Consider the following 23,988-nt stretch of genomic DNA (forward strand, 5'->3'; position numbering starts at 1 on the left):
CGGCGCGACGGCGTGGGTCAGGCGGGCGCGGCGACCGGGGCCGGCCGCGCGAACAGCGCGTCCACGCGCGGCCATTCCGCCAGCCGCCACGCGCGCGCGATGACCGCGTCCATCTCCGCCGCCCCGGCCCCCCGGGCGTAGGCGCCGAGCGCGCGCGCCTTGGCCTCGATCTCCGCGCGCGCGAGCGTGTTGCCGGGATCGCCCTTGGGTTCGTCCACCCGCCCGAGCAGCCGGCGGCCGTCGGTGGTCAGGACCTCGACCTTGCCGATCCAGCGCTTCGGGTAGGCGGCGTCCACTTCGGCGTCGAGTTCCATGGTCACCCTGCGCCGCACGTCCACCACGCGCGGATCGAGGAAGTGGGTGTCGAATTCGCCCAGCCCGGCGCGGTCGAACACCGCGATCAGCCCGAGCACCGTGCCCATCGAGAACTTGCTCTGGTGCACGGTCGACGGCGCGACCACCGGCCCCAGTACGTCGATCGCGCCCTGGTGCACGCGCGCCGTCACCCGTTCGATCGCTTCGGGCCGCAGCCCGTGCGTGCGCATCACCTGCTGCAGGGCATCGGCCGCCGGGTGCGTGTGGCGGCACGAGGCGTGGAACTTGAACGACGTCTCGACCAGCGCCCAGCGCTCGCCCAGGCGATCGGTCAGCCGGCGCGGGTCCGCGTCGGTGGACATGCCCGCGCCCATGCCCTGCGCGCCCTCGAGGATGCGGCGCGCGCCGGTGAAGCCCTCGCGCGCCAGGTAGGCCGCCGCGAGGCCGTCGGAGGCGGCCTTGGCGGTGTGGAGCTGCTTGGAGTCGGCCGCGTCGCGCAGGAACTCCCACAGGCCGGCGGCCTGCGTGCCGGCCGAACCGAACGCGTGCAGCATGCGCGTCGCGTCCAGGCCCAGCAGCCGGCCGACCGCGGCGGCCGCCGCCACGGTGCCGGCGGTCGCGGTGGTGTGGAAGGTCCGGTAGTGCGAGCGGCCGAGGAACTCGCCCACGCGGATGCCGACCTCGTAGCCCGCCACGGACGCCGCCAGCAGGTCGCGGCCCGAGGCGCCGATCGACTGCGCCACCGCCAGCACCGCCGGGAAGACCACCGCCGCCGGATGGAACACCGAACCGTTGTGGACGTCGTCCTGCTCGGCCACGTGCGACGCCGCCGCGTTCACCATGGCGGCGAACATCGGGCTGGTGCGCGTGCGGGAGATCAGCACCTCGCTGGGCCCGTCGCCCGGCCCCATGGCCCGCGCGAAGGCGGCGATGGCCTCGACGGGCCGCGATCCCTTGCCGGCGAGCACGGAGCCGAGCCAGTCCAGGAACAGGTCTTCCGCGCGCCGCAGCACCGGCGCCGGGATGTCCTCGAAGCGCAGGCCGGCGGCGAACGTCGCGAGGGTCAGTGAGGGGTGGTCGACAGCGGTCATGGGATGGGGGTGGGGACGGGTCGGGTCGGTGGAGGGATCGTGGCGCGTCATTCGGCCTGCACGCCGGAGGCCCTGATGACCTTGCCCCACTTGGCCGTCTCGGTGGTCAGCAGGGCGCGCAGCGACTCCGGGGTGACCTTGTCCATGGGCACGATCTCCGCGCTGAGTTCGGCGATGCGCGCGCGGACCGCCTCGTCCTGCAGGGCGGCGCGCAGCGCGACGTTGAGCTTGGCCGTGACGTCGGCGGGGGTGCCCTTGGGCGCGTACACGCCGTGCCAGACCCGGACGTCGAAGTCCTTGAAGCCCTGTTCGTCCAGGGTCGGAATGGCCGGCATCGACGCCAGCCGCCTGGGCGTGGTCACGCCGAACACCTTCACCCGGTTGCCGTCCTTGATGACCGGCGCGGTCTGGGTCGTCTGGTCGCACAGCAGGTCGACCTGGCCGCCCATCAGGTCGTTGAGCGCCGGGCCGGCGCCCTTGTAGGGCACGGTCGTGAGCTCGACGCCGGCCTGGTTGGCGAACAGCAGGCCGCACAGCTGCGACACCGCGCCGATGCCGGCGTTGGCGAGCGTCACCTTGTCCTTGTTGGCCCTGACGTGGGCGAGCAGTTCCTGGAAGTTGTTGGCCGGGAAGTCCTTGCGCGAGAGCAGCGTCATCGGCACGTCGAGCACCTGGCCGATGTACTCGAAGTCCTTGAGCGGATCGAACGAGAGCTTGCGGTAGAGCGCCGGCGCGGTCGCCATGCCCATGTGGTGGATGAGGATGGTGTTGCCGTTGGGCGCCGCGCGCGCCACGCGCGCCGGGGCGATGGTGCCGCCCGCGCCGACCGTGTTCTCCACGATCACGGTCTGCCCGAGCGACTTGCCCATCGGGATGGCGAGCATGCGCGCCACCACGTCGGTCGGCCCGCCGGCCGAGTAGGGCACCACCAGCGTGATGGGCTTGTCGGGCCAGGCGGCCTGCGCCGCCGCGGGCACGTGCAGGGGCGCCAGGGCGGCGGTGAGTGCGATGCCCAGCCATGTCCTGATCTTCGATGTCATGTCGTCTCCTGTGGGTCGTTTGAAAAAAGGGGGGGGGTCGGGCCGAGGGGCCGGGCGGGGCGCGGGCTCAGCCCGCCGCCGCCCGCGCCAGCAGGCGTTCGGCGAGCCGGACGACGGGGGCGTCGACCATGCGGCCGTCGACGTTGACCACGCCGCCGCCCGCCGCGCGCACCGCCTCGGCCACGCGCCGGGCCCAGGCCAGTTCGTCGTCGCCCGGGCGGAACGCGGCCTGCACCGCGGCGACCTGGTCCGGATGGATGCACAGCTTGGCGCCGAAGCCGCCCCGGCGCGCGCGCGCGGCCTCGGCCGCGAGCCGCGCCGCGTCGCGCCAGTCCGCCACGACGCCGTCGACCGGCGCGGCCAGCGCGGCCCGGCGCGACGCCAGCGCCAGCGCCAGGCGCACCGGCACCAGCTCGGTCTCGTCGGGGCCGCAGGCGAGGCCCGCGTCGGCCTGGAAGTCGAGGTGGCCGAACACCAGGCGCAGGACCTGCGGCGCGGCCGCCAGCGCGTCGAGCGCGTCCAGCCCGGCGACCGACTCGACCAGCGGCAGCAGCGCGACGCCCGGGCCGGCGGCGCGCGCCAGGGCGGCCAGGTCCGTCGCGCGCTCGGCCTTGGGCAGCACCACGCCGGCCAGCCGGTCCCCCGCGGCGAGGCGGCCGACCAGCGCGAGGTCCTCGGCGTGCCAGGGCGTGTCGCTGGCGTTCACGCGCACCAGCAGGCGGTCGCGCGCGGCCGGCGGCAGCGCCGCGAAGCCGTCGGCGATCTGGGCGCGGGCGGCGTCCTTGCGCGCCGGCGCCACCGCGTCCTCCAGGTCGACGATGACGCCGCCCGCGCCGCTGGCGAGCGCCCGCGCCAGGCGCTCCGGGCGGTCGCCCGGCACGAACAGGAAGCTGCTGGCCATGGCCAGCGCGACGGCGGGCGCGGCGGCCATCAGATCGCCTCCGTGGCTCGCAGCGCCGCGATCGCGTCCGCGTCGCGGCCGAGCGCGCGCAGGATGGCCTCGGTGTGCTCGCCCACCGAGGGGACCGGGTCCATGCGGTAGTCGAAGGCGCTCTGGCGGCCGGGCGGCAGCAGCGCCGGGATGGGGCCCGCGGGCGAGCCGACATCGCGCCAGCGCTCGCGCGCCCGCAGTTGCGGGTGCGACCACAGGTCGGCCATGTCGTTCATGCGCGCGTTGGCGATCTGCGCGGCGTCCAGGCGTTCGAGCACCTGCGCGGTGCTCAGCGCGGCGAAGGTCTCCAGGATGAGCGCCTCGAGCGCGCCGCGCTGCGCGTTGCGCCGGGCGTTGGTGTCGAAGCGCGGGTCGCTCGCGAGCTGCGGCCGCAGCAGCACCCGCTCGCAGAAGACGCGCCACTCGCGCTCGTTCTGCAGGCCCAGCATCACCGTGCCGCCGTCGCCGGCGGCGAACGGTCCGTAGGGATAGATGGTCGCGTGCGAGGCGGCGCTGCGCGGCGGCGGGCTGGCGCCCTGGTAGGCGTAGTACATCGGGAAGCCCATCCACTCGGCCAGCGATTCCAGCATCGAGACGTCGATGTGCGAGCCCTCGCCGGTCCGGCCGCGCTGCAGCAGCGCGGCCAGCACGCCGGTGTAGGCGTACATGCCCGCGGCGATGTCGGCGATCGAATTGCCCGACTTGCACGGCGCCTCGGGCGTGCCGGTGACCGACAGGAAGCCCGCCTCGCTCTGGATGAGCAGGTCGTAGGCCTTCTTGTCGCGGTAGGGCCCGTCCTCGCCGTAGCCGGAGATGTCGCACACGACGAGCGCCGGATGCGCGGCGTGCAGCGTCTCCCAGCCCAGGCCCATGCGCGCGGCGGCGCCGGGCGCGAGGTTCTGCACCAGCACGTCGGCCCCCGCGATCAGCTCGCGCAGCACGGCCAGAGCGGCGGGCTGCTTGAGGTCCAGCGTCAGGCTCTCCTTGGAGCGGTTGACCCAGACGAAGTGCGACGCCTCGCCGTCCACCCGCTGGTCGTAGGCGCGCGCGAAATCGCCGGCGCCGGGGCGTTCGACCTTGATGACGCGCGCGCCCAGGTCGGCCAGCTGGCGGGTGCAGAACGGCGCGGCGATGGCGTGTTCGAGGGAGACGACGGTGATGCCGTCGAGCGGTCCGGTCATGGTGCCTCCGAGCGGTCAGAACGAACGCGGCAGCCCGAGCAGGTGCTCGGCGACGTACGAATAGATGAGGTTGGTGGAGATCGGCGCGACCTGGTAGAGCCGCGTCTCGCGGAACTTGCGCTCGACGTCGTATTCGCAGGCGAAGCCGAAGCCGCCGTGGGTCTGCAGGCAGGTGTTGGCGGCCTCCCAGCTGGCCTTGGCCGCCAGGTACTTGGCCATGTTGGCCTCCGCGCCGCAGGGCCGGCCCGCGTCGAACAGCGCGCAGGCCTTCAGGCGCATCAGGTTGGCCGCCTCGGTCTCGATGTGGTTGTCGGCGATCGGGAACTGCACGCCCTGGTTCTGGCCGATGGCGCGGCCGAAGACGTTGCGGTCGCTCGCGTAGCGGCGCGACTTGTCGATGAACCACCAGGCGTCGCCGATGCACTCGGCGGCGATCAGCGTGCGCTCCGCGTTCAGGCCGTCGAGGATGTAGCGGAAGCCCTGGCCTTCCTCGCCGATCAGGTTCTCCGCCGGGATCTCCAGCTGGTCGAAGAACACCTCGTTGGTCTCGTGGTTGACCATGTTGAGGATCGGGCGCACGGTCATGCCCTTGCCCAGCGCCTCCTTCAGGTCGACGATGAAGATCGACATGCCCTCGGACTTGCGCTTGACGTCGGCCAGCGGCGTGGTGCGCGCCAGCAGGATCATCAGGTCCGAATGCTGGATGCGCGAGATCCAGACCTTCTGGCCGTCGACGACGTAGCGGTCGCCCCGGCGCACGGCGGTGGTCTTGATCTTGGTGGTGTCGGTGCCGGTGGTCGGCTCGGTGACGGCCATCGACTGCAGGCGCAGCGCGCCGCTGGCGATGGCGGGCAGGTAGCGCTGCTTCTGCGCCTCGCTGCCGTGGCGCAGCAGGGTGCCCATGTTGTACATCTGGCCGTGGCACGACCCGGCGTTGCCGCCGGAGAAGTTGATCTCCTCCATGATCACCGCCGCCTCGGTCAGCCCGAGCCCGGAGCCGCCATAGGCCGCCGGGATGAGCGCGGCGAGCCAGCCGGCTCGCGTCAGGGCGTCGACGAAGGCCTCGGGGTAGCCGCGCTCGTGGTCCACCTTCTGCCAGTAGGCGGCGTCGAACTGGCCGCAGACGTCGCGCAGGGCGTCGCGCATGTCCTGGTGGTCGTCGGGCGGGGGAATCTGGGTCTTCATGGAGCAAGGGCCTTTCAGGCGAGGGTGGCGGTGGCCTGCATCGTCAGCCACCCGTCGGCGTCCTCGGCCCACAGGTGGAAGGTGCGGTCATCGGGTCCGGGGCGGCCGCGCACGGCGAACGGCGCGACGTCGAAGGTCGGCCGCACCGCGCGGAACTCGAAGCGCGCGAACGCGGCCCCGGGCCGCTCGCGGCGCAGCAGGTCGACCAGCAGCGTGGCGATCAGCGGGCCGTGGACGATCAGGCCCGGATAGCCCTCGACCTCGGTCACGTAGCGGCGGTCGTAGTGGATGCGGTGGCCGTTGAAGGTCAGCGCCGAATAGCGGAACAGCAGCACGTCGTCGGCCACTAGCTCGCGGCCGAAGGTGGCGTCGCCCGGCGCCGCGACCGGGGCGGGCCCGGCCTCGCCCGGGGCGGCGGCCGCGCGGTAGACGATGTCGTGTTCCTCGGTCAGGCTCGGGCCGCGCGCGTTGCGCACGTCGTGGCGCACCTGCACGAAGACCAGCTCGCCGGTGCGCCCGGCCTTGTGCGCGACCGAGGCGATGGTGGAAGTGCGCGTCGCGTGGTCCCCCACGCGCAGCGGGTTGCCGGTCTCCCAGGTCAGGCGGCCGCCGGCCCACATGCGGCGCGGCAGCGGCACCGGCGGCAGGAAGCCGCCCCGCCGGGCATGGCCGTCCGGGCCGATCTCCGACTGCCGGTGATGCGGCAGGAAGTACAGCCAGTGCCACAGCGGCGGCACCGGCGTGCCGGCCACGGGCGGCGCGTCGTCGCGGTCGAGCGTCGCGGCGAGCGCGCGCACGGGCGCCGCGCCGATGTCGTCCGCGAGCGTCTCGCTGCGGCCCTGCCACGCCTGCAGCGCGGCGATGTCGTCGGGTGAGAGCATGGCCATCAGTCCACCCCCGCGCCGGACGACTTGACGATGCGGCCCCACTTCGCGAGGTCGGACTGCAGCAGCGCGGCGAACTGGGCCGGCGTGGTGGGAGGCGCGATCTCCACGCCCTGCTGTTCGAGTCTGTCGCGCAGGTCGGGACGGGCGAGCGCCCGGGTCGTGGCGTCCTGCAGCGTGGTCTGCACGTCCGGCGGCAGGCCGGCGGGCGCGAACAGCCCGATCCACAGCGTGCCGTCGTAGCCGGGCACCGACTCGGCGATGGCCGGCACGTCGGGCAGCGTGGGCGAGCGCCTGGCGCCGCTGACGGCCAACGCGCGCAGCTTGCCGCCGCGGATGTGCGGCAGCGCCGACGGCAGGCTCGCGAACACGATCGGCAGCTGGCCGCCCAGCACGTCGTTGATGGCCGGCGCGACGCCCTTGTAGGGCACGTGCTGCAGGCGGATGCCGGCCATGTCGTTGAGCATCTCGCCGAGCAGGTGGTTGAGCGTGCCGTTGCCGGCCGAGGCGTACTGGTAGTCCGTCCCGGGGCGCCGGGCCAGCGCGAGGAACTCGCCCAGGGTGTTGGCGGGGAAGGACGGGTTGACCAGCAGCACGTTGGGCACCGTGCCGATCAGGCCGACCGGGCGGAAGTCCTTGACCGGATCGAAACCGGGATTGCGGTAGAGCGCGGGGTTGATGGCCTGGCTGCTGCTGATGGTCATCAGCAGCGTGTGACCGTCCCTGGGCGAGCGGGCCACCAGCTGCGTGCCGATGTTGCCGCCGGCGCCGGGGCGGTTGTCGACCACCACGCTGGCGTTCATGACCTCGCCGAGCGCCTGGCCCACCAGCCGGCCCACGATGTCGTTGGTGCCGCCGGCGGCCTGCGGGACCACCAGGGTGACCGGGCGTGCGGGGTAGGGCGTCTGGGCCGCCGCCGGGACGGCCGCGGCCAATCCGGCCACGACGGCCAGCCACGACGCGAGTGCGCGCAAGTGCATGTTTCGTCTCCTGTTGTGCCCGCATGGTGCGGCCGGGAGCGGCGGCGCGCAATCCGCAATTTCGAGACCGAGCCTTCGGTGATTCCGAACGCTGGTCTACGATGCCGCATGCATTTCGACCTCCGCGACCTGCGCCTGTTCGTGGCCACCGCCGAACTCGGCAACCTCACGCGCGCGGCGCAGCAGCAGCACCTGTCGCTCGCCGCGGCGAGCGCGCGGATCAAGTCGCTGGAAGCGCAATGCGGCCTGCCGCTGCTCGCGCGCGAGGCGCGGGGCGTGAAGCTGCTGCCGCCGGGGGAAGCCGTCCTGCACCACGCGCGCCTGATGCTGCACCAGACCGACCACCTGCGCGACGAGCTGCTGGCCTATGGCGGCGGGCTGCGCGGCCACCTGCGCGTGTTCGCCAACACCACGGCGGTGACGGACTTCCTGCCCGAGCTGCTGCCCGCCTTCCTGGCGGCGCACCCGCGCATCAACATGGACCTCCAGGAGAAACCGAACGCTCTGATTCCGCGCGGCGTGCTCGAGGGCCGCGCCGACCTCGGCATCGTGGCCGGCGACGTCGACACGCTCGGCCTCGAATCGATCCATTTCAGCACCGACCGGCTGGTGCTGGCCACCGCCCACGACCACCGCTTCGCACGCCGCCGGCGCATCGCCTTCGCCGAGACGCTGGACGAGGACGCCATCGGCATGCAGCAGGGCAGCACCCTGCACGCCTTCCTCTCGCAGATCACCGAACACCTCGGCCGGCGTCAGAAGCTCCGGATCCAGCTCGCCAGTTTCGACGCCATGTGCCGGATGATCGGCCGCGGCGTGGGCATCGGCGTCGTGCCCGAGTCGGCGGTGCGCCGCAACCAGCAGGCCATGCAGCTCGCGCTGATCGAACTGAGCGATCCGTGGAGCGTGCGCGAACGCCACCTCCTGATGCGCGAGCGCGACAAGCTGCCCGTCTACGCATCGGCCTTCGTCGAGACCCTGTGCCGGCACCACGCGCCGGTGGCGGCGCCCGGGCCGGACGCGTCACGCGCCGTGGGGTGAGGGCACGTTCGCGAGCCAGTGGCGCGCGATGTGCTCGCGCGTGGCGCACCAGGCGCCGCCACGCTGCGCGATGTGCGCGAGCAGCGTGGCGAGGCCGTTGATGCGCCCGGGCCGGCCGATGATGCGGGTGTGCAGCCCGATCGACATCAGGCGCGGCGCCTGCCGCGACTCCGCCAGCAGGCAGTCGAAGGCGTCGATCGCGTAGTCGGCGAAGTCCCTGCCGCGCACGTAGGCGAAGCTGTCGAAGAAGCGCATGTCGTTGGTGTCGAAGGCGTAGGGCACGACCAGCCGGGCGGCGCCGCCGACGTCGACGTAGTAGGGCAGGTCGTCGTTGTAGGCGTCGCTGTCGTAGAGAAAGCCGCCGTGCTCGGCCAGCAGCCGCCGCGTGTTGACCGAGGCCGAGGACTTGGTGTGCCAGCCGACCGGCGCGCGCCCGTGCAGGCGGCGGATGGTCTGCACGCAGCGGGCGATCAGCGCGCGCTCCTGCGCCTCGGCCATGCCCGCGTGCGACTCCCATCGCCAGCCGTGGCAGCAGACCTCGAAGCCGTGCTGCGCCGCGTCGGTGGCGACCCACGGCGTGGCCTCCAGCGCGCGGGCGCAGGCGTTGAGGGTCAGCGGCACGCCCGCTTCCATCAGCATGCGGGTGATGCGCCAGTAGCCGACCCGCGCGCCGTACTCGAACTGGCTTTCCATGCACAGGTCGGGCGCGCCCACCACCTCGTGGTTGACCTCGTGGCGGCCCTCGTTGCGTTCGTCGCCGGCGCTCAGGGCGAACTCGGCGCCCTCCTCGACGTTGAGCACGAAGGACACGGCCAGCCCGGTGTCGCCGGGCCAGCGCAGGGCCGGAGGGTTCCAGCGGTAGCCGGAGAAGTCGCGGGCGTTGCCGGTCATCCGGGGGTCCTCGCCGGGCGCCGTGGCGCGGCCGGGGCGCGGCACCGTTCGCGGCCGGTGGACGTCGGAGGACGGCGGGAAGGCGGGGTCATGGCGGTTCCTCGATGAAGCGGGGTGATCGGTGACGCGAGGGTGGAAGGGCGCAAGGGCGGCGCGCGTCAGCGCAGCCGCGCGTCGAAGGTGTCGGGCGCCACCGGGGTGGCCAGCCCTTCGCGATGGATGGCCTCGACCGCCGTCAGCACCGGGGCCATCTCGGCCTCGGCCATGGCGTAGCGCGGGCCCAGCTCGGCGAAGTCGCGCGCGATCTCGCGCAGCAGCGCGGCCTCGTCGATGCGCACGAGGGCCCCGCCGTCGATCGCGACCTCGCCCGCGACCATCGAGAAGGCGAGTCCGGCGCCGCGCTCGGCATACACCAGCTGGCGCACGGGATCGTTCAGGGGCGTGAAGGTCACGGTGTCGGTGCGGTAGGCCACCAGGTCGGCGATGGCGCCGACGCGCAGCGCGCCCAGGGCGTCGCCGAAGCCCAGCGCGCGGCCGCCGGCCAGCGTGCCCGCGTGCAGCGCCTCGCGCGCCGACAGCCAGCGCGCGTGGTCGTCGCCGCGCAGCTTGGACACCGCCGCCGCGCTGCCCAGCACGTTGAGCATGTTGACCGTGACCGTGGAGCAGGAGCCGTCCGAGCCCAGGCTCACGTTGACGCCGGCGTCGAGCAACGCGCGCACCGGCTGCACGCCCGAGCCCAGCAGCAGGTTGCTCCAGGGGTTGTGCTGGGCGGTGGCGCCGCTGCGCGCCAGCGCGTCGATCTCGCGCGGGTTGAGCCACACCGCGTGGATCAGGCTGGTGGCCGGCCCCAGGAAGCCGATGCGTTCGAGGTACTCGACCATCGGGCAGCCGAAGAAGCACTGGCCGGTGACGACCTGCAGCCGCGTCTCCTGGACGTGCGTGATGACCGGCAACGCCAGCTCGTCGGCGAGGCCGCGCACCGCCCTAAGGAAGGGCTCGGTGCAGCGCTGCGGCGCGGAGGCCGAGACCAGTACGCCGACGCGCCGCGCGTGGGGATGGCGATCGCGCGCGAGCTCGCGCACCAGGCCCAGCTGGTCCGCCGCCGCCGGGCGCGGCGCGGCGCGCAGCTCGGCCGCGAGCGCGGGCGGAACGTGCTTCTCGACGAAGGGGAAGTTGTCCACGATGGGCTTGTCCATCATGGCGAAGCCCACCAGCGCGCGGATGCCGGCGTCCTCGTAGGCCTGCAGCGCGGCGTCGATGCGCTCCCGGTCGATCGCGCCGCCGAGCGCGGTGTCGTCCACCAGCGTGGTGCAGCCGGTGCGCAGCGACTCGATGGCGCCGATCATCGTGCGCAGGTAGACCTGGCGCGGCGTCAGCGTCACCGGCGTGCGCGTGCGCACCAGGTGCATCCACAGTTCCAGCGGAAGGTTCTCGGTGCGCCCGCGCTGGAAGTGCTCGTGCGAGTGCTGGTGGCCGTTGACCAGGCCGGGCACCAGCAGGTGATCCGTCAGGTCGACGACCGCGTCGGCGTCGCCCAGGGTGCCCGCGGCCGCGATGGCGGCGATGCGATCGCCCTCGATCAGCACGTCGCGCGGTTGCCCGTCGAAGGCCAGCGCATCGCCCAGCAGGGCCCGGGCGTTGCGCAGGAGGGTGCGTTTCTTGCTCATCGTGCGACTCCTTGATGCTTGAATGGACGATCACCGTGAACGACCCGACGCCGCCGATCGACGCCGCCGACGACGACGAACGCTGGATGCGGCTCGCGCTGGACGAGGCGCATGCCGCGCACGCCCGGGGCGACTGGCCGACCGGCGCCGTGCTGGTCAGGGACGGGCGACTGCTCGGACGCGGCGCCAACCGGCAGGTCACGCGTGGCGACGTCACCGCGCACGCGGAGCCCGAGGCCCTGCGCGACGCCTTGGCGGCGCACGGGCCGGACGCCGCGCGGGGCGCCACGCTCTACTGCACGATGGAGCCCTGCCCCATGTGCGCGGGCGCGCTCGCGCTCGGCGGCGTGCGCCGCCTGGTGCTGGGCCTGCGCCATGCGCGCCTGCGCCGCAGCGACCTGGGCGACTACGGCATCGAGGCCTTCTGCCGCCTGACCGGCTTCGAGCTGGCGCTGCGCGAGGGCGTCCTGGGCGACGAATGCCTCGCGCTGCGACGGCGCTGGGGCGGCGACCGGGTCCACCCCGCCTGAGACCGTGCGTGCCATCGGCCGGACCCTCAGCGGAAGTGCCGCGAGACGCCGGCGACGCGTTCCATCACGACCATCAGGATCAGCGTCGCGGTGACGAGCACCCCCGACACCGCCGCGGCGCGCACGTCGAGGTTCGATTCGATGATGTGCCACATGCGGATCGGCAGCGCCTCGCTGCGCGCGTCGGACAGGAACAGCGACACCGCCACGTTGTCGAAGGAATACATGAAGCCGATGAAGGCCCCCGCCGCGATGCCCCGCGCGATCAGGGGCAGCGTGACGGTGCGGAACACGTGGAGCGGCCGGGCGCCCAGCGAACGCGCGCTCTCCAGCAGGCTGGGGTCCATCTGCAGCAGGCTCGCCGACGTGGTGCGCAGGATGTAGGGCGTGGTGATCGCGACGTGGCCGATCACCAGCGTGCCGAACGACAGCCCCAGGCCGGCGAGGTTGAACAGCATCAGCAGCGACAGGCCGATGGCCAGGGCCGGCAGCATCAGCGGCGACAGCAGCATGGACTCCGCCACGCGCGCCCAGGCCTCGCGCCGCCGCGCCAGCGCGAGCGCCGCCGCCACGGCCAGCAGCACCGAGATGCCCGTGGCGATCGCCGCGAGCCGCAGCGACAGCAGGAAGGCGTCGACGAGTTCCGGGGACTGGGTCCACAGCGCCTCGTACCAGCGCGTCGAGTAGCCCGGCGGCGGGAACTTCAGGGAGTAGCCGCTGGTGAACGACGTGACGATCACCACGACCGTGGGTGCCAGCAGCAGCAGGCCGGCGAACGCCCCGAGCAGGCCGAACACGGTCCAGAACGAGCGCCGTTCGAGGGCGCCGCGCAGCGACCCGGTGGCACGGGCGCGCGTGTCGGCGCGGCGCGGCGCGCCGGAGACGAATTCCTCAGGCATGGACGAAACCCCTGCTGCGCCGGCCGAGCGCGTTGATCGCGACCACCACCGCCAGCACGCACACCAGCAGCAGCATGGCGATCGCGGCGGCGAAGGGGTAGTCGTTGGCCTGAATGGCCTGCTGGTACATGTAGTAGGGCATGAACATCTGCTGGCCGCCGCCCACCAGCGTCTGGGTGACGAAGGCGCTCACGCTCGAGGCGAACACCAGCAGCGCGCCCGCCAGCAGACCGGGCATCGACAGCGGCAGCGTCACCCGCGCGAACGTGCGCCAGTGGCCGGCGCCGAGCGCGAGCGACGCCTGGCGCAGGTTGGGGTCGACGTTCATCAGCGCGGTGATGAGCGGCAGCACCATCAGCGGCAGCTCGATCTGCGCCAGCGCGACGGCGACGGCGCCCGGCGTGTAGAGCAGCTTGAGCGGCTCGGCGATCCACCCCAGGTCCAGCAGGGCGGTGTTGACGATGCCCTGGCGGCCGAGGATCACCACCCACGCGAAGGTGCGCACCACCGAACTGGTGAGCAGCGGCAGGATGATCAGCAGCATCAGCGGACCCTGCCAGCGACCCGGTGCCTGCGTGTAGAGCCAGGCCAGCGGGAAGCCGATGACGAGCGTGAGCGCCGTGACCTCGAGGCCCAGCCACAGCGTGTTGCCCAGCACCGCCAGGTTGAAGGCGTCGGTGAGGAATTTCGCGTACTGGCCGAAGCCGAACCGCGTCATTCCGGCGTCGTCGTGCAGGCTCACCCAGGCCAGCAGCAGCATCGGCGCGAGCACGAAGGCGACGAAGAAGAGCCCCAGCGGCAGCGAGAGCGGCAGCGCCGAGGCGGTGCGGGAGGGCGATGCGGCGGCGGCCATGCGTCAGCCCGCGAACACGCCGGCCGGCGAGCCCGGGCGCAGGCTGACGCCCACGCGGTCGCCCGCGGCGTAGCGGTGCGCCTCGGCGTTGCGGGGCTGCGTGACCTTGAGGGTGTGGCCGTTGCCCAGCAGCAGTTCGTACACCAGGGAGGGGCCCAGCGGCAGCACCATCCCGACCGTCGCCGGCAGGGCGCCGTCGGCGGGCGCCGCGAGCGACAGGTGCTCCGGCCGCGCCGCGACCACCACGCTGCCGGCGCGCGAGCACGGCGCCGCGCGGTCCAGGGCGAGCGAGCCGCCGCCGTCGCACTCGACCGTGAAGCCGCGCGGTCCGCCGGGCGCGAGCCGGCCCGCGAGCAGGTTGGCGGTGCCGATGAAGGTGGCGACGAAGCGCGTGGCCGGGCGGTCGTAGATGGTCTCGGGCGTGTCGAACTGCTCGACCCGCCCGGCGTTCATCACCGCGATGCGGTCGGCCATCGACATCGCCTCGTCCTGGTCGTGGGTGACCAGCAGCGTGGTGATGCCCAGCTCGCGCTGGATGCGCTTGATCTCGATCTGCATGTCGAGCCGCAGGTTCTTGTCGAGCGCGGCGAAGGGCTCGTCCAGCAGCAGCACGCGCGGGCGCACGGCCAGCGTGCGGGCCAGCGCCACGCGCTGCTGCTGGCCGCCGGAGAGTTCGCGCGGATAGCGCGCGCCGAAGGCCTCCATGCGCACCATGGCCAGCATCTCGGCGGCCGCGCGGCGCGCCTCCTGCGCCGCCACGCCGCGCGCGCGCAGGCCGTAGGCGACGTTGGCCGCGACGCTCATGTGGGGAAACAGCGCGTAGTTCTGGAACACGATCCCCGCGCCGCGCTCGTTGGTCGGCAGGGCGTCCACCACCTCGGCGCCCATGCGCACGGTGCCGCCGGTCTGGCGCAGCAGGCCGGCCACGATGCGCAGCAGGGTGGTCTTGCCGCAGCCGCTCGGGCCCAGCAGCGCGACCAGCTCGCCGGCCGGCACGTCCAGCGAGACCGACTCGACGGCCGTGGCCCCGGCGTAGCGGTGATGGATCCGGTCGAGGACGACCTCGACGCTGGGGGCGCGGACGGGTGCTGGCATGGTGTGGGGCTCGGGGGCGCGGCGCCGGTATGGGCCGCGCTGGCTCCAGCAACACAAGAAGCGTGCCACGCGGCCCCGGGCCCGAGCGCCCCGCGCTGGCCACAAACGGGCCTCGGATTGCGCACAATCCTCGGGCGGTTTGTACACAAGTGGTGCGGTGCGTGCCATCTTGGCGCGTCCGGACGCACGGCTTCGCAGGGGTGGCACGCCGCCGGACCGCGTTCGGCGAGCCGTTTCCATGGCATGAAGATTGCGCACACCCGGCCCGCCTGGTCCGCAGGTTCTCGTCGCAACAAAGGAACTCCATGAGCACGTCACTGTCCCGTCGCCAACTGCTGCAGGGTGCCGCCGGCATCGGTGCGGCGCCATGGGCGCTGCACGCCGGCCTGTCGCACGCGCAGGCCCGGTCGATCTCGGCCACCACCTACCCGGGCGCCTGGGAATCCGCGCACCGCTCGATCCTGCTGCCGGCCTTCGCCAAGGCCACCGGGGCCTCCACCACGCTGGTGTCCTCGCTCGCGGTGGACACCGTGTCGAAGGTGGTGGCGTCCAAGGGCAATCCGCCGTTCGACGTCATCATCCTGGACGAGGGGCCCTACCTCGCGGCCCTGTCGCAGGACATCTTCGAGAAGATCCCGCTCGACAAGGTGCCCAACCTGAAGGACGTCCCGGGCAAGCTGGTCGACCCGCGCGGCCTGGGGGTGTTCGTCTCCGGCCAGATCATCGGCATCGCCTACAACACCGAGAAGATCAAGAACCCGCCGCGCTCGTGGAACGACCTTCTCAAGCCCGAATACAAGGGCCGCGTCGGCCTGGCCGGCATGGGTTCGACGCTGATGTCGGCCTGGATGGTGGAGATCGCCCGCCTCAACGGCGGCAGCGAGGAGAACCTGGAGCCGGCGTTCGCGTTCGTGAAGAAGCTGCTGCCCAACGTGAGCGCGGTGGCCAGCAACCCGGGCTCGCTCGCCACCCTGTTCCAGCAGGGCCAGATCGACATCTCGGTGCACTACAACAACAACGTGGGCGACCTGCAGGGCAAGGGCGTGCCGGTGGCGCTGGCCCGGCCCGACACCGGGTGGATCCACATCAAGAGCGTGATGCACATCGTGAAGAACACGAAGCAGCCCGACCTCGCGGCGGCCTACATCAACGCCGCGTTGAGCCCCGAGGTGCAGACGCAGATGGCCGCCGCGCCGTATTTCGTGGCCCCGGTCAGCGCCAAGGCGGTGTTCAGTCCGGGCCTGCAGGCCTATGCCAGGACCATGGCCGACATCGAGGCCATGAACGGCGTCGACTGGGCCCGGCTCAACCCGCGCCGTGCCGAGTACATCGACCGCTTCAACCGCGAAGTCAAGGTCTGAGCCCGGCGCGAGGCCGCGCCACGCCGGGAATCCTCCGGCGTGGACCGCGCGGCGCCTGCGTCCTCCTACATCGCAGGAGTCGAGGGCGTGCGCCTAATGCGGCGATCGCCAACCAGGGAACGACCATGGACTCCATCAACCGCAATCAGCCCGAAGACAATCACGCCGACCTCGCCGGGGACGAGGCCGCCCGGCGCATCCAGGCCATGAGCGAGGACGCGCAGTCGTGCTTCTTCTGCACCAGTGCCGCGATGGGCGCGACGCAGGGCATCCGGCCGATGAGCGTGGAGAAGGCCGACGACGCGGGCAACCTGTGGTTCCTGAGCGCCTCGGACAGCCACAAGAACCGCGAGATCGAGGCCGACCCGAAGGTGCGGATCTTCCTTCAGGGAAGCAAGCACGCCGGCTTCCTGACCCTGGAGGGGCACGCCACCGTCAGCCGCGACCCGGCGCGCATCGACGAGCTGTGGCGCCCGATCATGAAGACGTGGTTCACCGAGGGCAAGGACGACCCGCGCATCACGGTGATCAAGGTGGCGCCGACGGGCGGCTACTACTGGGACAACAAGCACGGGGACCTCGTGGCCGCCACCAAGATGGTCGTCGGCGCGGCCATCGGCAAGACCCTGGACGACTCGATCGAAGGCCAGCTGCGGCCCTGAACCGCCACGGCGTCCGCGCGGGGCGGCGAGGCGCCCGCCCAGGCCGATCCATCGGACGCTCAGGCGGTCCGGTCGCCTGTCTGCGCCGTGGCGCCGGTGCGTGGGCCGCCGGGGTCGGACCGCTTCGCCAGGCGGCGTTCGAGGCCGAGGTAGAGCGCGATGGCGCCGCCCAGCGGCACCACGTAGTAGAGCGCCCGGTAGGCCAGCACGGCGCCCATCAGCGTGCCCTGCGGGACGCTGCCCGAGAGCAGGGCGAGGTAGACGGCCTCCAGCACGCCCAGGCCGGCGGGAACCGGCGTCAGCACGCCGATGATCGAGGCCGCCAGCAGCACGCTCAGGGTGGTCGCGTACGGCACCCGCCCGTTCAGGAGCAGGTACATCGCCGCGCCCATCAGCGACCAGTTGACGGCCGACACGGCCAGCTGCACCAGCGCGAGCCCGGGCGAGGGCAGGTGGATGTCGCGCCGGCGCACGCGCCAGACCCGGCCCCGGGCCAGCGCGCACGCGACGACGTAGACGCCGGCCAGGGCCAGCATGGCGAAGCCGATCGCCTGGAAGGCCGCGGGACTCAGCGGGATCTGCGGGGGCGGGCGGATGGCGCCGGCGGCGAACAGGCCGCCGGCCACCAGGGCATAGCCCATCCAGTTGGTCGCCACGCTCACGCCGACGATCTGCGCGATGGTGACCTCGTCCAGGCCGGCGCGCAGGTAGAGGCGCGCCCGGGTGGCGACGCCGCCGATGAGCGAACCCAGGTTGAGGGTGAAGCCGTAGCTCGCCAGCGCGATGCACCAGGTCAGCAGGCGCGGCAGCCGGTGGCCGGTGTGGCGCCGGCCCACCAGATCGAAGCAGGCGTACAGCGCGTGGCTGACGGTCGCCAGGCCGAGGACCTTCAGCAGGAACAGGGGCTCGTACCCCTTGAGGGCCTGCCAGGCGCCGGACCAGTCGATCCGGTGCGCCTGGGAGACCAGGAGCCCGAAGACGACCACGCCGAAGACCAGGGGTCCCCAGCGGCGGACGTGTTTCCACAGCACGGGCCATGCCGGTGCCAGCCGGGTCGGCCATGTCGCTGCTTGCTTGGTCGTCATGGCGGGAATGCTTCCGCCGCCGACCGCCGCCGAGGTCTGATTGCGGCCTGTCATGACGTAGGCTGAGATCGACGGCCGGGAAACCGCGCGCGTCCGGCTCAGGAGGAGAGCAGTTCGCCGATCGGCCGCAGGTCCTCGACGTGGTCGCACAGGGCCTTGATCATCATCAGGATGGGCAGGCCCAGCAGCAGGCCCCACAGGCCCCACAGCCAGCCCCAGAAGATCATGCCGGCGAAGACGGCCACCGGATTCATCCGCGTGTGGCGCCCGGTCAGCCACGGCAGCAGCAGGTTGCCCACGAGCGTGTGGACGACGAGCGAGGCCGCCATGATCGCCACGGCCGGGCGCACTTCGCCGAACTGGAGGAACGCCGCGGCGCCGCTCGCCGCCATCACGGCCACCGAGCCGAGGTAGGGAATGAGGTTGGTGACGCCCGCGATGACGCCCCACACCGCCGCGTTCTCCAGGCCCATGGCCGCGAAGGCCAGTCCGCTCGCCACCCCGACGACGACGCTGGTCGCCCACTGGGCGATCAGGTACTTCTCGATGTAGGAGGTCACGTCGTCCAGCACGTGGACGGTGATCTTCTTCTTCTCCAGGCTCTTGCCGGCGATGCGCACGAGCTTGCGCCGGAACAGCTTGCCGCAGCCCAGCGAGAAGAAGGTCAGGAACGCCACCAGCACCAGCTGGCCGGCGAGGTGCACGAGTCCCAGGGTGCCGTGCCACAGGTGCTCGCGCACGTTGAACGCCGGTGGCTCGACGATCACGCGGGTGGCCCCCGAGCGCGTGGCGCCGCGGGCGGCGGCCTGCGTGGCCGCCTCCTCCAGCTGCGTCGCGGTCTTCTGAAGGGACTCGATCGTCGACGCGCCGCCGGGTCCGGGCGTCTGCTTCTGCAGCCCCGCCTTGATCTTCAGCGCCGCGGCCGGAAGACCGTCGACCAGTGCGATGGCGCTCCCGTACAGGCGCTGCGCCGTCCATCCGACCGCGCCGCCCAGCACCAGCAGCAGCAGGCCCGCCGCGAGCCAGCGCGACAACCGCAGCCGCTTCTCGAGGAAGTCGACCACCGGGGACAGGGCGTAGGTGCAGACCCAGCTGATCACGATCGGGATGAACACCGGCGAGGCCCAGTGCAGGGTGTAGACCAGGGCCAGCACCGCCAGCACCGCCAGCGAGGCGCTTCGCACGTCCACCGGCATGTGGATGACCAGGGGCGCGGCCGGCGACGTGGACCTGCCGGAGGAGGGGTCGGCGTCGATGTTGTTGTTGTCTGGGTGGTCCATGGGAGCTCCGAATGCGATCCGGCGAGGGTGCCGCGTCGCCCTGAAACCCCCTAGGGACAATGTCACGAAGTCTCGCGACACCGTCCCTCGCCGGCGCGTCAGATCGGCTTGCGGGCCGGTGAATCGGCGGCGGGATCGATCTCCTCGGCGACTTCCTTGCCCGCCAGGCCGCCCCCGACCGCGCCGACCGCGGCACCGATGGCGGTTCCGACCGGACCGGCCACCGTGCCCACCGCCGCACCGGCCGCCGCGCCGCCGGCGAGCGCACCCACGCCGGTGCCCACCGGATGGGCGCCCACGGACGCCGCGACACCGTCGCGATCGGCCACGCTCCCGCGATGCGCGGGCGTGGCCGAGCCCGAATGGGAGGTGGCGCGTGCACCGCCGGCAATGCCGGTCCCGCCGGCGTCGTCGAGCGGCTGGACGTCGACCTCGGTCTTGCGCAGCGTGTCGCGGACCACCTCGTCGCGTTCGGTGACCTGCGTGGCGATCTCGACCTCGCCCACCACGCGCGCCGACTTGCTCACGACGGCCTCCTCGGCCACGTTGCGCACTTCGATCGTGCCTTCCTGGAAGGCCGCGAAATCCGCCTCCGTCGCGGGCCGGTCGACGACGCGGCGCTCGACTTCGGCGTGCGCCTCGCGCAGATGGACCGTTTCCTGGACCGGCACCTCGACCACGCGGCTGAACACGCGCACGCCCCCCTTGCCCACCGCGCGCTTGCCCACGGCCAGGTTTTCCTGCACCAGGTTCACGGTGCGCGTCTCGCCCGCGGCGACGTCGCTGCCGAGCGTGCCCACGGCGCCTCGCGCGGCGGTGGCGCCGCTCGCGCCACCGGACCAGCCGTCGCTGCGCCACTGCTGCTCGCGCTCGTCGACGTCGACGGCGCCGCAGTCCTCCATGATCTCGCCGACACGCGGCATGTCGGCGTCCGCGACGGACTCGACCGTCAGGCCGAAGCCGCCCCGGCGGAAGGCCTCGTGGTAGGTGCCCGCGTGCGGATTCGACGCGTCGTCGTTGCCGAAGAGGGAGCGGAAGAAGCCGGCGATGCCGCCCTGGTCCTCGGCGCGCGCGGTGGCCGGTTCGCCGCCCGCGCCGCTTTCCGTGGACGGGGCGCTGCCCGTGACGTGCCCGGGCGAGAAGCCGGCCGCCAGCAGACGGGTGCGCGCTTCCTCGGCGGCGGCACGGGTGTCGAACATTCCAACCAATACGGAGTTCATGATGGTTCCTTTCCTGTGGGAGGGGAAAACAGCCTTGTCGAAGGCTTGGGATGACTGGCTTGACAGGCCAGGTGACTAAGGTGTCTCGTCGGCCGGCGGGGCGTCCGGATCGAGTCGTTCGATGGCGACGTCCTCGCGGCGCAGCACGAAGGTCTCCGCGTGGCGCCGGGTCGACGCCGTCCGCGTGATGTGGAGTTCCTCCCTGAGCATCAGCCGCTTCTCGGTGACCAGCACCTCCTCGACGACGGGGACGATCAGCGTGTCGCCCTCCTGCCGGGCGGCCGGTGTCTCCAGCGAGGGCAGCAGGCGTCCGACGGCCCGGCGCTCGACGTGCACGGTCTGCGCCACCAGCGGCTCGTCCACCGCCTCCTCGCGCTCGCTGACCGTCCTGACGATGCGCCAGCCGCCGTGGTCGACCTGGCGCTTGTCGATGCGCAGCGATTCGTCGATCACCGGGGCCGTGATGGGGGGGCGCTCTGGGTTCATCGCATTCGGCAAGGTCGTGGTGGTGGTCGTCTTCGGGATTCGGAAGGACCCGGGCCCCGGGCAACGCGCGGGGTCCGGCGACTCGCCGGCGCTGCGTCCGGCGATCGGTCTTTGAAAATTTATGCCGTCCCGGACGTGCGGGCGTGCAGTGGTTCACGACGCCATCCCCGTGTCGGAATTCCACCCGCCCGGCCGCGCCGTCGGCGGGCCGTCGCCCTCGGGGCCGAGGGCCGGGCGCCATCGCAATTCATTTCGATCCGTCGCAATGGGCCGCAATTCGTGACGATTCCCGGCCCGATGGAAAAACAATGTAAAGCGGGCGATCTTCTCCGACAGGCAAGCAGGTCCTTGGATTGGCCGGCCCGCGATGCCGGCGTCCATGGTCGGTGACCCCCACGAATGCCGATCGCGACCCCCCCCTCTCATGACCTTTGCCAATTGGTGTCTCTTTCTCGGTTTGCTGCTGCTGATCATGTCGATCTCCGACAGCCTGCTCAAGAAATTGCCGTTCAGTTCCGCGGCCGTCTACATGATCCTCGGGATCGCCGCCGGACCCTACGGACTGCAATTGCTCGACCTGAGCATGGGCATCCACGACGATGCCCACCTGATGGAGATCCTCACGGAAGTGGTGGTGCTGGTGTCGCTGTTCGCCGTCGGGCTGAAGCTGCCGGTGCGCGCGTCGCAGGCGCCCTGGCGCGTGCCCATCCTGCTGGCCACGGTGGCCATGGTGATCACGATCGGCCTGACCGCGGCGGTCGGCGTCGCCCTCGGCGGGTCCCTGGCCCTCTCGCTGCTGGTGGGCTCGCTGCTCGCGCCGACCGATCCCGTGCTGGCGTCCGAGGTCCAGGTCGCGCACGGCGAGGACCGCGACGCCCTCCGGTTCGGACTGACGGCCGAAGGCGGGCTCAACGACGGCACCGCGTTCCCGTTCGTCATGCTGGCCCTGGGCCTGATGGGCTACCACGAGCTCGGGCCCTACGGCGCGAGATGGTTCGGCGTGGACGTGCTGTGGGCGGTCGTCGGCGGCATCGGCATCGGCTGGCTCTGCGGCGCCGGCTTCACGCGCGCGGTCATCGCGCTGCGCCGGCACAAGGGCTCGGCGATCGGCATGGAGAGTTTCCTGGCGCTGGGGCTGATCGCGGTCACCTACGGGCTGTCCATCCACGCGTCGGTCTACGGTTTCCTGGCGGTGTTCGTGGCCGGACTGGGCATGCGGGGCATCGAGCAGGAGGCCGTCGGCGCGGCGGCCAAGGCCGATCCGGGCCCGGACGTGCGTTCGCCCGCCCGGCTTCCCGCCACCGAGGTCACCAACATCGCGCTGGACTTCATCGAGGATCTGGAGAAGTTCGCGGAGATGGCGGCGATGCTGGTCATCGGCAGCCTGCTGACGCTGGAGATGGTGACCTGGCAGAACGCGCTGCTGGCGGCCAGCCTGCTGTTCGTGATCCGGCCCCTGTCGGTCTTCGCGGTGACCTGGCGCAGCGGCTGGACGCGCTCGCAGCGACGCATCGGCGCCTGGATGGGCGTTCGCGGGGTCGGCTCGATGTACTACCTGGCCTTCGTGCTGACCCACGATCTCGGCCTGGATCCGTTGGCCGAGCAGGTGACGGGGGTGGTGCTGTTCACGATCGCCGCCTCCGTGGTGCTGCACGGCGTCTCGGCCACGCCGATCATGACGCTCTACCGCGACCGGCGGCGGCGCGGCCGTCGCGGGGACGAGCGCGTGTCCTGACGCGGCGGCCCGCCGACGATTCCCGCACGCGAGGACCGGACGATGGCGCTATGCCGCCGGCCGGCCGTCGGCGGCCGGCGCGACCGAGGCGCCCTCGATGCCGTGGCGGCGCAATGCGTCGCCGACGAAGCCGCTGGCCTTCATCGCCTCGACGAAATCGCCCAGCACCCGGGCGGCGGCCTCGCCGCGCGACTTCGGGCACCCCATCGCCTGGCGGATCACCATGAAGCGCCCGGGCAGCAGGCGCAGGCCGGGGTGCCGGGCGGCGTCGGCCTCCAGCTGCTGCTTCACGCCGGCGGCGACGTCGAGGTCCTGTTCCAGGAAGGTCGCGACCACCGTCGGCGAGGTGGGCGCGCGCACGATGGCAGCCTGCTTCAGCTCGCGCGTCAGGTACAGGTCGTAGGCGCTGCCCTTGCCGACGACCACGCGCGTGCCGGGGCGGTCGACCGCGTCGTTGTCGCGCAGCGGCGAGGCGTCGCGCACGAGGTAGGCGCCCTCGATGTGGACATAGGCGTCGGTGAAGGCGATCTGCGCGCCGCGCACCGGGTCGATGGCGAAGAAGCCGATGTCGGCGCGTTCGTCGGCCACGGCCTCCACCGACTTGCCGGCGGCGTCGAACACCACCAGGTCCAGCCCGACGCCCAGGCGCTCGGCGAAGGCGCGCGCCAGGTCGACCGAGACGCCGCCGGGCGCGCCCGTGGCCGGGTCGGTGTTGGCGAGGATCGGGTTGCCCAGGTTGATGGACGCGCGCAGCACGCCGGTGGGGGCGAAGGCCTGGACGAGGGCGGGATCGAGGGCGGTGGTCATGGCGTTCATCGGGTGGTGTCGGGTGGGAGGGGGTCGGGGGGCAGGAGTGGCAGGAGTGGCAGGAGTGGCAGGAGTGGCAGGGGGTCGTCGAAGGGATCGGTCGTTCCGAGTGGGAGGTGATTGTCGGATGCGGGGCGGGTCCGGCACGGGCTGCGGAAGGATTTGCGGCAAGGATGCCGGCGGCGGACGCCGCGCCGCGCCGCGCCGCGCGCGGGCATCCGGCTTGCCCGGGTGTCGCCGCCCGGTAGGGTCGCCGCCCGGCGACCCGCCGGCGCCGATCTCATGGAGGACCTTTCGATGGCTGGCACGGATTCCGAAGCAGGCAGGGGCGACACCGGCGACGCCGGCGTGGGTGGTGTGGGTGGTATGGGTGGCGCGGTCGGCGGTGGCGACGGGGGCGGAGGTGCCAGCGGACGGCCCGCGCCTTCGCCGGGCGATCTGTCGCGCGTCGCGCAGGATTTCACCGAAGGGCCGAACGTCGAGTTCAGTCCCTGGGAACTGCAGGCCGCGCGCGGCGAGACGCCGCTGGAGGGCCCCCGCGCCGAGGACGCATTGGACTGGCGCGAATTCCAGGCGCGCTACGACGCCTGGAAGGAGGCGACGGTGCGTTTCGAGGCCGCGGTCGCCGCGATGCGCGACGGCGCGGCCGACGCACGCACCGAGGCCCGGCGCCAGGCCCTGGAACTCGCCCGGCTCCACCATGCCTTCATGGAGTCGTCGCAGCCCTACTTCCAGGCCACCAAGGTCGACGACTGAGCCGGCGCACCGG

At 72.4% G+C, this 23,988-nt stretch carries 23 protein-coding genes; 6 read left to right on the forward strand and 17 right to left on the reverse strand.

Features of this window, described 5'->3' with window-relative positions; translation table 11 throughout:
• Positions 1–17: 17 nt before the first annotated feature.
• From NF681_20160 to NF681_20190, 7 genes are all read right to left on the reverse strand, one after another.
• The gene (locus NF681_20160) at positions 18–1,406 is read right to left on the reverse strand and encodes an MmgE/PrpD family protein (GenBank protein ID UST56296.1); all 1,389 of its coding nucleotides are present in this window, start codon (positions 1,404–1,406) and stop codon (positions 18–20) included.
• Between the two features lie 47 nt (positions 1,407–1,453).
• Positions 1,454–2,446, reverse strand: a complete 993-nt coding sequence (locus NF681_20165) for a tripartite tricarboxylate transporter substrate-binding protein (GenBank protein ID UST56297.1) — start codon at positions 2,444–2,446, stop codon at positions 1,454–1,456.
• Between the two features lie 67 nt (positions 2,447–2,513).
• The gene (locus tag NF681_20170) at positions 2,514–3,377 is read right to left on the reverse strand and encodes an aldolase/citrate lyase family protein (protein ID UST56298.1); all 864 of its coding nucleotides are present in this window, start codon (positions 3,375–3,377) and stop codon (positions 2,514–2,516) included.
• Positions 3,377–4,558, reverse strand: a complete 1,182-nt coding sequence (locus NF681_20175; GenBank protein UST56299.1) for a CoA transferase — start codon at positions 4,556–4,558, stop codon at positions 3,377–3,379. Before NF681_20175 ends, NF681_20170 begins: the two co-directional genes overlap by 1 nt.
• Before the next feature lie 15 nt (positions 4,559–4,573).
• A complete protein-coding gene (locus tag NF681_20180; GenBank protein UST56300.1) occupies positions 4,574–5,743 on the reverse strand; it encodes an acyl-CoA/acyl-ACP dehydrogenase in 1,170 nt (389 codons plus the stop codon).
• Between the two features lie 14 nt (positions 5,744–5,757).
• On the reverse strand, positions 5,758–6,630 hold the full coding sequence (locus NF681_20185) for a MaoC family dehydratase N-terminal domain-containing protein (protein UST56301.1): 873 nt from the start codon (positions 6,628–6,630) through the stop codon (positions 5,758–5,760).
• Positions 6,630–7,607, reverse strand: a complete 978-nt coding sequence (locus NF681_20190; GenBank protein ID UST56302.1) for a tripartite tricarboxylate transporter substrate binding protein — start codon at positions 7,605–7,607, stop codon at positions 6,630–6,632. The genes NF681_20185 and NF681_20190 overlap by 1 nt, the downstream gene beginning before the upstream one ends.
• Positions 7,608–7,715: 108 nt before the next feature.
• Between NF681_20190 and NF681_20195 the strand changes: the two genes are divergently transcribed.
• Positions 7,716–8,648: a LysR substrate-binding domain-containing protein gene (locus NF681_20195; GenBank protein ID UST56303.1), complete on the forward strand. Its 933-nt coding sequence runs from the start codon at positions 7,716–7,718 to the stop codon at positions 8,646–8,648.
• On the opposite strand, the gene NF681_20200 is transcribed toward NF681_20195, so the two are convergent.
• Both NF681_20200 and NF681_20205 read right to left on the reverse strand, forming a co-directional pair.
• Positions 8,631–9,539 carry a polysaccharide deacetylase family protein gene (locus tag NF681_20200; protein UST56304.1) on the reverse strand — a complete coding sequence of 303 codons (909 nt, stop codon included), beginning with the start codon at positions 9,537–9,539 and terminating at the stop codon, positions 8,631–8,633. The genes NF681_20195 and NF681_20200 overlap by 18 nt on opposite strands.
• A gap of 158 nt (positions 9,540–9,697) precedes the next feature.
• Positions 9,698–11,206 (reverse strand): amidohydrolase family protein, encoded by a 1,509-nt coding sequence (locus NF681_20205; GenBank protein UST56305.1) that lies wholly within the window; start codon positions 11,204–11,206, stop codon positions 9,698–9,700.
• A gap of 35 nt (positions 11,207–11,241) precedes the next feature.
• Between NF681_20205 and NF681_20210 the strand changes: the two genes are divergently transcribed.
• Positions 11,242–11,736: a nucleoside deaminase gene (locus tag NF681_20210; GenBank protein ID UST56306.1), complete on the forward strand. Its 495-nt coding sequence runs from the start codon at positions 11,242–11,244 to the stop codon at positions 11,734–11,736.
• A gap of 26 nt (positions 11,737–11,762) precedes the next feature.
• Here the strand turns inward: NF681_20210 and NF681_20215 are convergent, their stop codons facing one another.
• The 3 genes from NF681_20215 to NF681_20225 are packed head-to-tail and all read right to left on the reverse strand — an operon-like array spanning position 11,763 to position 14,583.
• On the reverse strand, positions 11,763–12,635 hold the full coding sequence (locus tag NF681_20215; GenBank protein ID UST56307.1) for an ABC transporter permease: 873 nt from the start codon (positions 12,633–12,635) through the stop codon (positions 11,763–11,765).
• Entirely contained in the window at positions 12,628–13,488 is an 861-nt protein-coding gene (locus NF681_20220; GenBank protein ID UST56308.1) for an ABC transporter permease, read from the reverse strand. The genes NF681_20215 and NF681_20220 overlap by 8 nt, the downstream gene beginning before the upstream one ends.
• 3 nt (positions 13,489–13,491) lie before the next feature.
• Positions 13,492–14,583 (reverse strand): ABC transporter ATP-binding protein, encoded by a 1,092-nt coding sequence (locus NF681_20225; GenBank protein ID UST56309.1) that lies wholly within the window; start codon positions 14,581–14,583, stop codon positions 13,492–13,494.
• A gap of 305 nt (positions 14,584–14,888) precedes the next feature.
• Between NF681_20225 and NF681_20230 the strand changes: the two genes are divergently transcribed.
• Positions 14,889–15,944 carry an ABC transporter substrate-binding protein gene (locus NF681_20230; protein UST56310.1) on the forward strand — a complete coding sequence of 352 codons (1,056 nt, stop codon included), beginning with the start codon at positions 14,889–14,891 and terminating at the stop codon, positions 15,942–15,944.
• A 125-nt stretch (positions 15,945–16,069) separates the two neighbouring features.
• Positions 16,070–16,606 (forward strand): pyridoxamine 5'-phosphate oxidase family protein, encoded by a 537-nt coding sequence (locus tag NF681_20235; GenBank protein UST56311.1) that lies wholly within the window; start codon positions 16,070–16,072, stop codon positions 16,604–16,606.
• Between the two features lie 59 nt (positions 16,607–16,665).
• Here NF681_20235 and NF681_20240 read toward each other — a convergent pair whose 3' ends face one another.
• The 4 genes from NF681_20240 to NF681_20255 form a co-directional block, all read right to left on the reverse strand.
• Entirely contained in the window at positions 16,666–17,691 is a 1,026-nt protein-coding gene (locus tag NF681_20240; protein UST56312.1) for a lysylphosphatidylglycerol synthase domain-containing protein, read from the reverse strand.
• A 98-nt stretch (positions 17,692–17,789) separates the two neighbouring features.
• Complete coding sequence (locus tag NF681_20245) at positions 17,790–18,971, reverse strand: AI-2E family transporter (GenBank protein UST56313.1); 1,182 nt, start codon at positions 18,969–18,971, stop codon at positions 17,790–17,792.
• A 98-nt stretch (positions 18,972–19,069) separates the two neighbouring features.
• Positions 19,070–20,191, reverse strand: a complete 1,122-nt coding sequence (locus NF681_20250; GenBank protein UST56314.1) for a YsnF/AvaK domain-containing protein — start codon at positions 20,189–20,191, stop codon at positions 19,070–19,072.
• Between the two features lie 75 nt (positions 20,192–20,266).
• A complete protein-coding gene (locus tag NF681_20255; GenBank protein ID UST56315.1) occupies positions 20,267–20,677 on the reverse strand; it encodes a YsnF/AvaK domain-containing protein in 411 nt (136 codons plus the stop codon).
• Positions 20,678–21,101: 424 nt separating this feature from the next.
• Between NF681_20255 and NF681_20260 the strand changes: the two genes are divergently transcribed.
• The gene (locus NF681_20260) at positions 21,102–22,412 is read left to right on the forward strand and encodes a cation:proton antiporter (protein UST56316.1); all 1,311 of its coding nucleotides are present in this window, start codon (positions 21,102–21,104) and stop codon (positions 22,410–22,412) included.
• Between the two features lie 48 nt (positions 22,413–22,460).
• Here the strand turns inward: NF681_20260 and NF681_20265 are convergent, their stop codons facing one another.
• Positions 22,461–23,219, reverse strand: coding sequence for an ABC transporter substrate-binding protein (locus NF681_20265; GenBank protein ID UST56317.1), 759 nt, complete (start codon positions 23,217–23,219; stop codon positions 22,461–22,463).
• A gap of 297 nt (positions 23,220–23,516) precedes the next feature.
• Between NF681_20265 and NF681_20270 the strand changes: the two genes are divergently transcribed.
• Complete coding sequence (locus NF681_20270) at positions 23,517–23,975, forward strand: hypothetical protein (GenBank protein ID UST56318.1); 459 nt, start codon at positions 23,517–23,519, stop codon at positions 23,973–23,975.
• The last annotated feature ends 13 nt before the right edge of the window (positions 23,976–23,988 follow it).

Source organism: Comamonadaceae bacterium OTU4NAUVB1, assembly GCA_024372625.1.
Lineage (GTDB): Bacteria > Pseudomonadota > Gammaproteobacteria > Burkholderiales > Burkholderiaceae_C > Variovorax.

What these genes read in the sequence shown, in the direction of transcription:
- NF681_20240 (UST56312.1), bottom strand. Translation starts at nt 17,691, where the DNA reads ATGACGACCAAGCAAGCAGCGACATGGCCGACCCGGCTGGCACCGGCA.
- NF681_20225 (UST56309.1), bottom strand. Translation starts at nt 14,583, where the DNA reads ATGCCAGCACCCGTCCGCGCCCCCAGCGTCGAGGTCGTCCTCGACCGG.
- NF681_20175 (UST56299.1), bottom strand. Translation starts at nt 4,558, where the DNA reads ATGACCGGACCGCTCGACGGCATCACCGTCGTCTCCCTCGAACACGCC.
- NF681_20195 (UST56303.1), top strand. Translation starts at nt 7,716, where the DNA reads ATGCATTTCGACCTCCGCGACCTGCGCCTGTTCGTGGCCACCGCCGAA.
- NF681_20255 (UST56315.1), bottom strand. Translation starts at nt 20,677, where the DNA reads ATGAACCCAGAGCGCCCCCCCATCACGGCCCCGGTGATCGACGAATCG.
- NF681_20260 (UST56316.1), top strand. Translation starts at nt 21,102, where the DNA reads ATGACCTTTGCCAATTGGTGTCTCTTTCTCGGTTTGCTGCTGCTGATC.
- NF681_20250 (UST56314.1), bottom strand. Translation starts at nt 20,191, where the DNA reads ATGAACTCCGTATTGGTTGGAATGTTCGACACCCGTGCCGCCGCCGAG.
- NF681_20160 (UST56296.1), bottom strand. Translation starts at nt 1,406, where the DNA reads ATGACCGCTGTCGACCACCCCTCACTGACCCTCGCGACGTTCGCCGCC.
- NF681_20235 (UST56311.1), top strand. Translation starts at nt 16,070, where the DNA reads ATGGACTCCATCAACCGCAATCAGCCCGAAGACAATCACGCCGACCTC.
- NF681_20220 (UST56308.1), bottom strand. Translation starts at nt 13,488, where the DNA reads ATGGCCGCCGCCGCATCGCCCTCCCGCACCGCCTCGGCGCTGCCGCTC.
- NF681_20230 (UST56310.1), top strand. Translation starts at nt 14,889, where the DNA reads ATGAGCACGTCACTGTCCCGTCGCCAACTGCTGCAGGGTGCCGCCGGC.
- NF681_20170 (UST56298.1), bottom strand. Translation starts at nt 3,377, where the DNA reads ATGGCCGCCGCGCCCGCCGTCGCGCTGGCCATGGCCAGCAGCTTCCTG.
- NF681_20200 (UST56304.1), bottom strand. Translation starts at nt 9,539, where the DNA reads ATGACCGGCAACGCCCGCGACTTCTCCGGCTACCGCTGGAACCCTCCG.
- NF681_20165 (UST56297.1), bottom strand. Translation starts at nt 2,446, where the DNA reads ATGACATCGAAGATCAGGACATGGCTGGGCATCGCACTCACCGCCGCC.
- NF681_20185 (UST56301.1), bottom strand. Translation starts at nt 6,630, where the DNA reads ATGGCCATGCTCTCACCCGACGACATCGCCGCGCTGCAGGCGTGGCAG.
- NF681_20215 (UST56307.1), bottom strand. Translation starts at nt 12,635, where the DNA reads ATGCCTGAGGAATTCGTCTCCGGCGCGCCGCGCCGCGCCGACACGCGC.
- NF681_20205 (UST56305.1), bottom strand. Translation starts at nt 11,206, where the DNA reads ATGAGCAAGAAACGCACCCTCCTGCGCAACGCCCGGGCCCTGCTGGGC.
- NF681_20265 (UST56317.1), bottom strand. Translation starts at nt 23,219, where the DNA reads ATGACCACCGCCCTCGATCCCGCCCTCGTCCAGGCCTTCGCCCCCACC.
- NF681_20190 (UST56302.1), bottom strand. Translation starts at nt 7,607, where the DNA reads ATGCACTTGCGCGCACTCGCGTCGTGGCTGGCCGTCGTGGCCGGATTG.
- NF681_20180 (UST56300.1), bottom strand. Translation starts at nt 5,743, where the DNA reads ATGAAGACCCAGATTCCCCCGCCCGACGACCACCAGGACATGCGCGAC.
- NF681_20245 (UST56313.1), bottom strand. Translation starts at nt 18,971, where the DNA reads ATGGACCACCCAGACAACAACAACATCGACGCCGACCCCTCCTCCGGC.
- NF681_20270 (UST56318.1), top strand. Translation starts at nt 23,517, where the DNA reads ATGGCTGGCACGGATTCCGAAGCAGGCAGGGGCGACACCGGCGACGCC.